This window comes from Mycolicibacterium komossense (genome assembly GCF_025822605.1).
GTDB lineage: Bacteria > Actinomycetota > Actinomycetes > Mycobacteriales > Mycobacteriaceae > Mycobacterium > Mycobacterium komossense.
In genome coordinates, this window is the sequence record NZ_JACKTY010000049.1 from 309,412 (window position 1) to 320,410 (window position 10,999).

At 67.9% G+C, this 10,999-nt stretch carries 12 protein-coding genes; 10 read left to right on the top strand and 2 right to left on the bottom strand.

Translation table 11 applies throughout. The features are described 5' to 3' along the window. Nucleotides 1–6: 6 nt before the first annotated feature. Nucleotides 7–507, bottom strand: coding sequence for an FAS1-like dehydratase domain-containing protein (locus H7J73_RS30545; RefSeq protein WP_264071559.1), 501 nt, complete (start codon nucleotides 505–507; stop codon nucleotides 7–9). A 112-nt stretch (nucleotides 508–619) separates the two neighbouring features. Further along, nucleotides 620–1,510, bottom strand: a complete 891-nt coding sequence (locus tag H7J73_RS30550) for an HAD family hydrolase (protein ID WP_435405610.1) — start codon at nucleotides 1,508–1,510, stop codon at nucleotides 620–622. Nucleotides 1,511–1,615: 105 nt separating this feature from the next. Here H7J73_RS30550 and H7J73_RS30555 point away from each other — a divergent pair, with 105 nt between their 5' ends. The 10 genes from H7J73_RS30555 (at nucleotide 1,616) to H7J73_RS30600 (ending at nucleotide 10,997) form a co-directional block, all read left to right on the top strand. Continuing rightward, nucleotides 1,616–1,888: a glutaredoxin family protein gene (locus H7J73_RS30555; RefSeq protein WP_264071561.1), complete on the top strand. Its 273-nt coding sequence runs from the start codon at nucleotides 1,616–1,618 to the stop codon at nucleotides 1,886–1,888. A 119-nt stretch (nucleotides 1,889–2,007) separates the two neighbouring features. Further along, a complete protein-coding gene (locus tag H7J73_RS30560) occupies nucleotides 2,008–3,375 on the top strand; it encodes a glutamyl-tRNA reductase (RefSeq protein ID WP_264071563.1) in 1,368 nt (455 codons plus the stop codon). A gap of 3 nt (nucleotides 3,376–3,378) precedes the next feature. Continuing rightward, on the top strand, nucleotides 3,379–4,329 hold the full coding sequence (gene hemC, locus H7J73_RS30565) for a hydroxymethylbilane synthase (protein ID WP_264071564.1): 951 nt from the start codon (nucleotides 3,379–3,381) through the stop codon (nucleotides 4,327–4,329). A gap of 16 nt (nucleotides 4,330–4,345) precedes the next feature. Beyond that, nucleotides 4,346–6,052 (top strand): bifunctional uroporphyrinogen-III C-methyltransferase/uroporphyrinogen-III synthase, encoded by a 1,707-nt coding sequence (locus H7J73_RS30570; RefSeq protein ID WP_264071565.1) that lies wholly within the window; start codon nucleotides 4,346–4,348, stop codon nucleotides 6,050–6,052. Between the two features lie 14 nt (nucleotides 6,053–6,066). Beyond that, nucleotides 6,067–7,047 (top strand): porphobilinogen synthase, encoded by a 981-nt coding sequence (hemB, locus tag H7J73_RS30575; RefSeq protein WP_264071566.1) that lies wholly within the window; start codon nucleotides 6,067–6,069, stop codon nucleotides 7,045–7,047. Then, nucleotides 7,044–7,490, top strand: a complete 447-nt coding sequence (locus H7J73_RS30580) for a hypothetical protein (protein ID WP_264071567.1) — start codon at nucleotides 7,044–7,046, stop codon at nucleotides 7,488–7,490. The genes hemB and H7J73_RS30580 overlap by 4 nt, the downstream gene beginning before the upstream one ends. A gap of 20 nt (nucleotides 7,491–7,510) precedes the next feature. Next, nucleotides 7,511–7,921 carry a hypothetical protein gene (locus H7J73_RS30585; protein WP_264071568.1) on the top strand — a complete coding sequence of 137 codons (411 nt, stop codon included), beginning with the start codon at nucleotides 7,511–7,513 and terminating at the stop codon, nucleotides 7,919–7,921. Beyond that, nucleotides 7,914–8,507 (top strand): transport-regulating membrane protein Mce1N, encoded by a 594-nt coding sequence (gene mce1N, locus H7J73_RS30590; RefSeq protein WP_264071569.1) that lies wholly within the window; start codon nucleotides 7,914–7,916, stop codon nucleotides 8,505–8,507. The genes H7J73_RS30585 and mce1N overlap by 8 nt, the downstream gene beginning before the upstream one ends. After that, a complete protein-coding gene (locus tag H7J73_RS30595) occupies nucleotides 8,504–8,776 on the top strand; it encodes a hypothetical protein (protein WP_264071570.1) in 273 nt (90 codons plus the stop codon). The genes mce1N and H7J73_RS30595 overlap by 4 nt, the downstream gene beginning before the upstream one ends. A gap of 49 nt (nucleotides 8,777–8,825) precedes the next feature. After that, a complete protein-coding gene (locus H7J73_RS30600) occupies nucleotides 8,826–10,997 on the top strand; it encodes a heavy metal translocating P-type ATPase (RefSeq protein ID WP_264071571.1) in 2,172 nt (723 codons plus the stop codon). The last annotated feature ends 2 nt before the right edge of the window (nucleotides 10,998–10,999 follow it).

Below are 10,999 nucleotides of genomic sequence, written 5' to 3' on the forward strand. Positions count from 1 at the left end.
CCGACACTATGCTCCACCGATCCTGGATGCAATTGCCGCAACCTGTGCGTCGGTGTGCTCGTCGCTGATCGCCTCGCCGAGCATCGTGACCACCGTGGTCAGTACGGGCTTGCCCTCGGCATCTGTCACTTCGCTGCGAAGTTCGGCGATGACGGCTCCGTGTGACTGTGTCACCGAATCCAGGTAGGAATCGAAGAACAGCTTGTCGCCGGCGACGATCGGCCGGTGGAATTTGAGCTTCTGGTCGCGGTGGATGACGCGCGCCAGATTGATCCCGACGTCGAAGTTCTTGAACATCTCCAGCTGCACCCGGCGTCCGGCGACCGCGATGAACGTCAGCGACGCGACGACGCCGTCGTAACCCGCGTCGGACGCCACCGCCTCGTCGTGGTGGATCGGGTTGTCGTCTTGGAGCGCTCTGGCGAATTCGCGGATCTTTTCCCGGCCGACGAGGAAATAGTCGTCGAGGCGGAAATGCGTCCCGATGATCTCTTGGGCAATAGCCATGCTGCTGGTGTGGTCCCTTTGATTGCATGTGCTCCCGCGGTCGAATCGCGAGAGCACTCAGCGCGGCAGCTTATCAAGGACCGGAGAACACGGCGGGTCGGTCGCGTCGGGATCAGTCGTGACGCCGCGAGGCGATCGCGGCCAGTGCGCCACCGGCGGCGCCCAGCGCCAGTGCTGACGGGACCCCGATCCGGGCGGCCTTACGTGCGGTCCGGAAGTCCCTGATCTCCCAGCCGCGCTGTCTGGCTAGGTCGCGCAGGTCGGCGTCCGGATTGATGGCCACCGCGGTGCCGACGAGCGTGAGCATCGGCACGTCGTTGTAGCTGTCCGAATAGGCCGCGCAGCGACGCAGATTGAGTCCTTCCCGGATGGCCAGCGCCCGCACGGCGTGGGCCTTACCTGGGCCGTGCAGGATCTCGCCGACCAGCCGGCCGGTGAACACCCCGTCGACGGATTCGGCGATGGTGCCCAGCGCACCCGTCAGCCCGAGCCGCCTGGCGATCGTCGCCGCCAGCTCATAGGGGGTCGCGGTGACCAACCACACTTGCTGACCCGCGTCGAGATGCATCTGCGCCAGGTCGCGGGTACCGGGCCAGATCTTGTCCGCGATGATCTCGTCGTAGATCTCCTCGCCGAGCGCCACCAACTCTGCGGTGGGCCGGCCCTCGATGAACGCCAGCGCTTTCTGCCTGCCTTCGGCGACGTCGTCGCTGTTCTCCCGGCCGGTCAGCTGGAATTTGGCCTGCGCGTAGACGAAACCGAGCACGTCGCGGTAGGTGAAGTACTTCCTGGCGGCCAGCCCGCGGGCGAAATGCACCATCGACGAACCGTGCACCAGGGTGTTGTCCACGTCGAAAAAGGCCGCGGCGGTCAGGTCGGCGGGCGGGGCCTCCAGTGCACCATCGCGGTCGGCCTCGGAATCGGCGGCCAGTACTTCCATCGCGCGTTGTGCGCTTGCCTCGCCCGCGAGTCCGTGCACGTCATCGGTATTGCTGCCGAACATCGCCGACATCGCGGACCCCCTTCCGTTTCGGCTTGGGCGCAGTGCTGTTGCGCACCAACCCTAGCCAAGAGCGAGCGTCCTGAACGAGGTGCCAGACTCTTTCCGGTGAGCCGGGCACAGGTGGAGTTGCTGACACGCGACGGTTGCAGCATCTGCCTGCGGGCTCACCAGCGGCTGGCCGACCTGGCCGGGGAGTTGGACTTCGCGTTGACGCTGACCGATGTGGACGCGGCTGCGGCCGCCGGTGACAGCGCCCTGCGGGCCGAGTTCGGCGACCGGTTGCCGGTGGTGCTGCTCGACGGAGTCGAGCACAGCTACTGGGAGGTCGACGAACCGCGGCTGCGCGCCGATCTGGCCATGCGACCCGACGCGGGCTGAATGTGTCGGATCCGACCGGTCGATAGGGATCAGATTTGGTGGCGTTGCTGGTGAACGGCTACCGTGAAAAGGAGATTCTTCACCCGTAGCAGCAAGGGAGCGGGCTAGGTGATGGCGCTGTGAGTGTCCTGCTGTTCGGGGTGTCGCACCGCAGTGCGCCGGTCTCCGTACTGGAGCAACTGTCCACCGACGAGTCCGATCAAGCCAAGATCGTCGACCAGGTGTTGCAGTCTCCTCTCGTGACCGAGGCCATGGTGTTGTCCACGTGCAACCGCGTCGAGGTCTATGCCGTCGTCGAGGCCTTCCACGGCGGTCTCTCCGTCATCGGACAGGTCCTTTCCGACCACTGCGGTCTGCCGCTGGGTGATCTGACCAAATACGCCTACGTCCGGTACGCCGAGGCCGCCGTCGAGCATCTGTTCGCCGTCACCGCGGGCCTGGATTCGGCGGTCATCGGTGAAGCGCAGGTGCTGGGCCAGGTGCGTCGTGCGTATGCGACGGCCGAGGCCAACCACACCGTCGGCCGCACCCTGCACGAACTGTCGCAACGCGCGCTGTCGGTCGGCAAGCGCGTGCACTCCGAGACCGGTATCGACGCCGCCGGGGCGTCGGTGGTATCGGTGGCCCTCGGGATGGCCGAGATCAGGCTCGACGGTCTGGCCGGCCGCTCGGCTGCCGTCGTGGGCGCAGGTGCGATGGGCGCCTTGTCCGCGGCCCATCTGGTGCGGGCCGGGATCAGCTCGGTGCAGGTGGTCAACAGGTCCCTGGCGCGCGCGGAGCGCCTGGCGGCGAACCTCCGTGAGCAGGGGGTGACCGCCCATGCCCACACCCTCGAGGACGTCGCGGTAGCCCTGGCCGACGTCGATGTGGTGATCAGCAGCACCGGCGCGGTCCGCCCGGTGGTCTCGCTGGCCGATGTGCACCATGCGCTGGCTCAGCGCGGTAGCGGCTCCGATGAACGGCAACTGGTCGTCTGCGACCTCGGCATGCCCCGCGATGTGGACCCGGCGGTGGCCGGTCTGCCGGGCGTCTGGGTTGTCGACATGGACCGAATCCAGCGTGAACCGTCAGCCCGTGCGGCGGCCGCCGACGCTGAGGCGGCCCGTCAGATGGTGGCAGGAGAAGTTGCCACCTACCTGGCCGGCCAGCGGATGGCCGAGGTCACCCCGACGGTCACCGCCCTGCGGCAACGGGCCGCCGACGTCGTCGAGGCGGAGTTGCTGCGTCTGGACAATCGGTTGCCGGGTCTGGACCTCGCCCAGCGCGACGAGGTCGCCCGTACGGTCCGCCGGGTGGTCGACAAGCTGCTGCACGCACCGACAGTGCGCGTCAAACAGCTCGCCAGCGCCCCGGGTGGGGATACCTATGCCGAAGCGCTTCGTGAACTTTTCGAACTCGATCCGACTGCCGTCGACGCAGTTGCCACCGCAGGTGAATTGCCGCAGGTGCCAACAGATTTCGACGTCATCGCCGATAGTCCCGAGTAGCACTTGCCTGACACCGACGATAGCCGAGTTATCCGGATCGGCACCCGGGGCAGCCTGCTGGCCACCACGCAGGCCGGCACCATCAGAGACGGCCTGCGCGCGCGTGGGCACGCCGCGGAGCTGGTGATCATCTCCACCGACGGGGACCGGTCCGCGGCCCCGGTAGCCGACATCGGCGTCGGGGTGTTCACCGCGGCGCTGCGTGAGGCGATCCACGACGGCCGGGTGGATATGGCCGTGCACTCCTACAAGGATTTGCCCACCGCCGAAGACCCGAGGTTTGTCATCGCTGCCATACCCCGCCGGGAGGACGCCAGGGACGCCCTGGTGGCCCGTGACGGGTTGGTGCTGGGGGAGTTGCCAGCGGGCTCGGTGATCGGCACATCGTCCGTGCGGCGGGCGGCGCAGCTTAGAGCACTGGGTCTCGGTTTGGAAATTCGCCCCCTACGAGGCAACCTAGATACCAGGTTGAACAGGGTAAGCAGTGGTGATTTCGACGGCATCGTGGTAGCCCGGGCGGGTCTGGCCCGCATCGGTCGCCTCGGTGAAGTCACAGAGACGTTGGAGCCGGTCCAGATGTTGCCGGCGCCGGCCCAGGGAGCGTTGGCGGTCGAGTGCCGAACCGGCGATACCTGGCTCACCGAGTTGTTGGCGGAGTTCGATGACGCCGACAGCCGTGAGGCAGTCACCGCAGAGCGTGCCCTGCTTGCCGAACTGGAGGCGGGTTGCTCCGCACCGGTGGGCGCGATCGCGGAGGTGGTCGAGTCGATCGATGAGGATGGACGCCTCTTCGAAGAGCTGTCGTTGCGCGGCTGCGTGGCGGCGGTGGACGGATCTGACGTGATCCGCGCGTCCGGGATCGGTACCCCCGGCAAGGCACGGGAGCTAGGCCTCTCCGTGGCCGGGGAGTTGTTCGAACTGGGTGCGCGCGAGCTCATATCGGACGCGCGATGAGAGCAGGAGTCAAGAGATGACCCCCCAAGCTGGTGTGCGAGGACGCAAGCCGAAGCCGGGCCGCATCATGTTCGTCGGTTCAGGTCCGGGTGACCCGGGTCTGCTGACGACAAGAGCGCGGGCTGTACTCGCCAATGCCGCGCTGGTGTTCACCGACCCCGATGTGCCCGAACAGGTGCTCGGTCTGGTCGGGTCGGAGCTACCGCCGGCGTCCGGGCCCGCACCCGCCCCCGAGACACGTGCCGCTGCAAGCGAAACGGTGCGGCCGATCGATGATGCGAACAGCACTGACGGCCCGGTCGCAGACGAGATTGCCCCACCGGTGGTCTGTCTCGGTCCTGATATCCGGCCCGCGCTGGGTGATCCGGCCGAAGTGGCCAAGACGCTGGCACACGAAGCTCGCCTCGGGGTGGACGTAGTCCGGCTCGTCGCCGGTGACCCGCTGTCGGTGGATTCGGTGCTCGCCGAGGTCAATGCGGTCGCCAAGACGCAGCTGGCATTCGAGATCGTCCCGGGACTGCCCGCCACCACGGCCGTACCTACGTACGCCGGCCTGCCGCTTGGCTCGTCGCACACCGTGGCGGACGTCCGCGGCGATGTGGACTGGGCGGCGCTGGCCGCCGCCCCCGGCCCGCTGATCCTGCACGCGACGGCGTCGCATCTGGCTGAGTCGGCCCGCACGCTCATCGAGTTCGGCCTGGCCGAGTCGACTCCGTGTGTGGTGACCTCGCAGGGCACCACCTGCGCGCAGCGCAGTATCGAGGCGTCCCTGCACGAGCTCACCGACCGGGCTGCGATCGGGGCGTCCGATCCGGCCGGCCCGATGACCGGGCCACTGGTTGTCACGATCGGCAAGACAGTTGCGCACCGCGCGAAGCTGAACTGGTGGGAGAGTCGCGCTCTGTACGGCTGGACCGTGCTGGTGCCGCGTACCAAGGACCAGGCCGGCGAGATGAGCGACAAGCTGGTCAGCCACGGCGCACTGCCGATCGAGGTCCCGACGATCGCCGTCGAACCGCCGCGCAGCCCGGCCCAGATGGAACGTGCCGTCAAGGGTCTGGTCGACGGCCGCTACCAGTGGGTGGTTTTCACTTCGACCAACGCGGTCCGCGCGGTCTGGGAGAAGTTCGGTGAGTTCGGCCTGGACGCCCGGGCCTTCTCGGGCGTGAAGATCGCCTGTGTCGGCGAGGCCACCGCGGATCGGGTGCGCGCTTTCGGGATCAGCCCCGAGCTGGTGCCGTCGGGCGAGCAGTCTTCGCTGGGCCTGCTCGACGAATTCCCGGACTACGACGAGATTTTCGATCCGGTCAACCGGGTGCTGTTGCCGCGCGCCGATATCGCCACCGAGACGCTGGCCGAGGGGCTGCGTGAACGCGGTTGGGAGATCGAAGACGTGACCGCCTACCGCACGGTGCGGGCCGCTCCACCACCGGCGCAGACCCGCGAGATGATCAAGACCGGTGGGTTCGACGCGGTTTGCTTCACCTCCAGCTCGACTGTGCGCAACCTGGTGGGGATCGCCGGAAAGCCGCACGCGCGCACCATCGTCGCCTGCATCGGTCCCAAGACGGCAGAGACCGCAGCCGAATTCGGGTTGCGGGTCGACGTCCAGCCGGAGACGGCCGCCATCGCCCCGTTGGTCGAGGCGCTGGCCGAGCATGCCGCCCGGTTGCGTGCCGAGGGGGCGCTGCCGCCGCCGCGCAAGAAGAGCCGGCGGCGCTAGAAGGGGTCTTTCCGGTGCCTTTTCCCCACCATCGTCCGCGCCGATTGCGGTCGACGCCCGCGGTGCGCCGTCTCGTAGCCGAGACTTCTTTGCAGCCAAGGCATCTCGTACTGCCGATGTTCGTCGCCGACGGCATCGACGAGCCACGTGAGATCCCCTCGATGCCGGGCGTCGTCCAGCACACCAGGGAGTCGCTGCGCCGCGCCGCTGCCGATGCGGTGACCGCCGGAGTCGGCGGTCTGATGCTGTTCGGTGTTCCGCGCGACGAGGACAAGGATCACGTGGGCTCGACGGGGGTAGATCCCGGTGGCATCTTGAACACCGCGCTACGGGACCTGTCCAAGGACCTCGGTACGGACACCGTGCTGATGGCCGATACCTGCCTCGACGAGTTCACCGACCACGGGCACTGCGGCGTGCTGGACGAGCGCGGCCGCGTCGATAATGACGTAACCAACGCGCAGTACGTCAAACTCGCTGTGGCACAAGCGGAATCAGGTGCCCACGTGGTCGGCCCGAGCGGCATGATGGACGGCCAGGTGGCGGCCATCCGCGACGGACTGGATGCCGCCGGACACACCGACGTCATCATCCTGGCGTACGCGGCGAAGTTCTCGTCGGCGTTCTACGGACCGTTCCGGGACGCTGTCGGGTCGAGTCTGCAGGGCGATCGGCGTACCTATCAGCAGGACAGCGGCAATGCGCGCGAGGCGCTGCGGGAGATCGAACTGGATCTCGCCGAGGGCGCCGACATCATCATGGTCAAACCCGCGATGGCTTACCTCGACGTGGTCAGGGCCGCCGCGGACATCTCTCCGGTGCCGGTGGCGGCCTATCAGGTCTCCGGTGAATACGCGATGATCTCGGCCGCCGCGGCCAACGGCTGGATCGACGGTCGGGCGGCCGCACTGGAATCGCTGACCAGCATCCGGCGGGCCGGCGCCGATATCGTGCTGACCTATTGGGCGGCCGATGTCGCAGGCTGGCTGACGTGAGTTCCCCCGAAAACAGCCAGTCGCCACTGACTCCCACCGGGACGCCGCCGCCGCGGCCGCCCGATGTGGACCTGGGGTTCTGGCTCTGGGTGATCGCGCTGCCGCTGCTGGTGACCGGGTACATCGCCGACGCCGTGACCTTGCCGTCGGGGCATGGTTCGGTCGTCGTCCTGGCGGTGACCATCGTGTTCGTCTGTGTACTCTCCGCCGTCGTCGTGACGTTCCTGATCCTGATGCGGCACGGCTACCGGTGGGCGCGGACACTGCTGACCGGCGGCGGTATCGGCGGGATCGTCTCGGTCTGCAGCGGCGTGTTCGACACCGAACGCCCGGCGGTCGCCGCGGTGATTTTCGCCGTCACCGGCATCATCGGCGCGGTGCTCATCGCCGGTGGGATCTTCCTGCTGCACCGCAAGGACGCCCAGGCGTTCTTCACCAGGTGACCGGTTAGGCTGGCCCGGATATGACAGAGACTCCCGTCACCCGGCCCAGATCAGTCACCGCCGCCTTCTGGTTGTGGCTGGTCTCGGTGGTGGTGATGGTGTTCGACGGGCTGGTCGTGTTGACGTTCGACTACACGGTGCCTGCCCTCTTCCCGCGGATCAGCGGCGGCATCTTGGTCGCTGCCGGCGTCGTGCTCGGGTATTTGGCGGGAAAGAGCCGCGCCGGTGACTGGCGGTTCGCGCGGGCAGGGGTCGCCCTGTCGTTCGCCCTGATCGTCTTCATCTGCGCGATGCTGGTGACCAAGACGCTGGGCCTGATCCTGGCGCCGGTAGTTCTGTTCCTGATCATCGCGTCGGGGCTGGTCACCCGCTCCGCGACCGCGCTGGCCTGGTTCAACCCGCAGGGCGCGGGAGACAAATCAGATGCCTGATCGGGACAGGGGCACCGAGACCGGCACGCCGGTGGCGTCCGACGACGTCCCTGAGCTGTTGTTCGTAGAGAAGGGCGCGAGCTGGATCTGGGTTCTTGCCGGCCCGGCCGCGGCGCTGGCCATGCTGCTGATCCAGATCACCAGCCACGTCGGAGTTCAGGTCATCGTCCCGCTGGCGTTCCTGGTCCTGGTCTCCGGGTTCGTCACATTGCAGGTCAAAGCTGCGCGCATCCACACCTCTGTCGAACTGACCCGGGACTACCTGCGGGAAGGGACCGAGACGATCCGCGTCGACGAGATCAACAAGATCTATCCAGCCCCGCAGACCTCGTCGGGTCCGGGCAGTTATTTCGAGCGGAAGTACCTGGGCTCGGTCGACGAAGAAGAAAAGAAGGAGCTGGAGAAGTGGCAGTCGGCGCATGCGCTCGGCGAGCTGACCGGCGTTCCGCGCGGGCGCACCGGGATCGGGCTGAGGCTCGACCGGGGCCGCACCGTGCAGGCCTGGGCCCGTAACCATGCAGAACTGCGGGCCGTACTGACTCGGCTTCTCGAGGAGCGTGGAGTGGCGAAGGCGGGCGGTCAGTGACGGCATCTGCGCAACGACGTCGCGCGGCGATCGAATTGGTGCTGGCGGCCCTGGCGCTCGCGGGTGCGGTGTGGAGTGCGCTCGACGTGCGCTCGGTGGTCGATGTCGCGCCGATCATCGACGGTGAGCGGGCCACCACCTCGATCGCTTACGACCCGCCGATGCTGGTGTTGACGTTGTTGTTGATCACGGGATCGGCGGTGCTGACCATCCTTGCGGTGGCCAGGTGGCGCCGCAGTGGGAGCGCCGTCGAGGTCGTCTCGGCCTAGCGCTTCTGAACGGCCTTGCCAAGATACCCCCTGGGGGTACCATGGCGGGATGGCTACTTCTGTTTCTGGCCGCGCTTCGTCTGCCGACCGCACTGCAACCGATCTCGAACTGCGTGGGATGACGTGCGCTTCGTGCGCGGCCCGGATCGAACGCGGGCTCAACGGCCTTCCTGGTGTGCAGGCCACGGTGAACTTCGCCGTGGAGCGCGCCCACGTCGAACACGACACCACGGTCTCGACCGCCGAGTTGATCGATGCGGTGCAGGCCGCCGGGTATCAGGCCGCGGTACTCAACGGGCCGGATGCCCGAGGTAAGGACGACGATGCCGCCGACGATGCCGACTTGCGGACCCGTCTGATCGTCTCGGCGGTCCTCGCCGTTCCCGTCGTCGCACTGTCGATGGTGATGGCCTGGCAGTTCACCGGCTGGCAGTGGCTGGTGCTGGCTCTGACGACGCCGATCGTGGCGTGGGGAGGCTTGCCGTTCCATCGCGCCGCGCTGCGCAGTGCCCGCCATGGGGCGTCCACGATGGACACGCTGGTCTCCATCGGCACCCTGGCGGCGTATCTGTGGTCCACCGTTGCGGTGGTGCGCGAGGGCAGCCACGCTCACGGACACCTGTACTTCGAGGTCGCCGCGGCCGTGACGGTGTTCTTGCTCGCCGGCAGGTATGCCGAATCCGGCGCGAAGCGCTCGGCGGGTTCGGCGCTGCAGGCGCTGCTGTCGTTGGGCGCCAAGGATGCGGCGGTGCTGCGCGACGGGGTGGAAATTCGGATTCCTGTCGAGGATCTGCGAGTGGGTGACGTGTTCGTGGTGCGGCCGGGGGAGCGGATCGCCACCGACGGTGTGGTCGTCGACGGCGCCTCGGCGCTCGACACGTCAACGATGACGGGCGAATCCGTCCCGGCCGATGTCCGGGCCGGCGACAGCGTCCTCGGCGGTGCAGTGAACACCTACGGCCGCCTGCAGATCCGGGCGACGCAGGTCGGCGCCGACACCCAGCTGGCGCGGATGGGCCGGATGGTCACCGAAGCTCAGAACGGCAAGGCCTCGATCCAGCGGCTGGCGGACCGAGTGTCGGCGGTCTTCGTGCCCGCGGTACTGGCGATTGCCGCGCTGACGGTGGTCGGCTGGCTGGTCGCGGGCGCCCCCGCCTCGGCCGCGTTCACGGCGGCCGTCGCCGTGCTGATCATCGCGTGCCCGTGTGCCCTCGGCCTGGCCACGCCGACAGCGATCCTGGTCGGGACCGGCCGCGGTGCGCAGCTGGGCATCCTGATCAAAGACCCGCAGGTGTTGGAGACAGTCACCGGAATCGACACAGTGGTGCTGGACAAGACCGGCACCGTCACCACCGGGTTGATGAGCGTCGCCGGTATCAGCACTGTCGGAGCCGTGGATACCGCGGAGGTGCTCGCCAGGGCGGCCGCGGTAGAGGCCGCTTCGGAGCATCCCGTGGCCGCTGCGATCGTCGCCGCCGCCCGGGCGAGGGCCCTGACAGTCGCCGAGGTCACCGACTTTGTCAACGAACCCGGCGTCGGGGTGTCTGGTGTCGTCGATGGCACTCGTGTGACGGTCACGCGGGAAGGTTCCGTCCACGGTGTCGACCTGCCGGCGCCGTCGCCGGTCGGTACCGGAGTCGCGGTGGTCTGGGACGGAGAGGTGCGCGGTGTGATCCGGTTGACCGACACCGTCAAACCCGCCAGCGCTGCGGCCATTGCCGAGCTCATCGGGATGGGCATCACGCCGGTCCTGTTGACCGGCGACACCGCGGCCGTCGCGGAGCAGGTGGCCGACGAGGTCGGCATCGCCCGCGCCGACGTGATCGCCGGTGTGCTGCCCAGCGACAAGGCCGAGGTGATCAAGCGGCTGCAGGCCGAGGGTAAGCGGGTCGCGATGGTCGGCGACGGCGTCAACGATTCGGTCGCGCTGGCTACGGCCGATATCGGGATGGCGATGGGTACCGGCACCGATGCCGCGATCGAGGCCGGCGACGTCACGCTGGTCCGCGGTGACCTGCGAACGGTGCCGACCGCACTGCGGCTATCGGCGCGCACCCTGCACACCATCCGGGTGAACCTGTTCTGGGCGTTCGCCTACAACACCGCGGCGATCCCGTTGGCCGCCTTGGGGCTGCTCAATCCGATGATCGCCGGTGCCGCGATGGCCTGTTCTTCGGTGCTCGTCGTGCTCAACAGCTTGCGTCTGCGCCGGTTCCGTTAGGG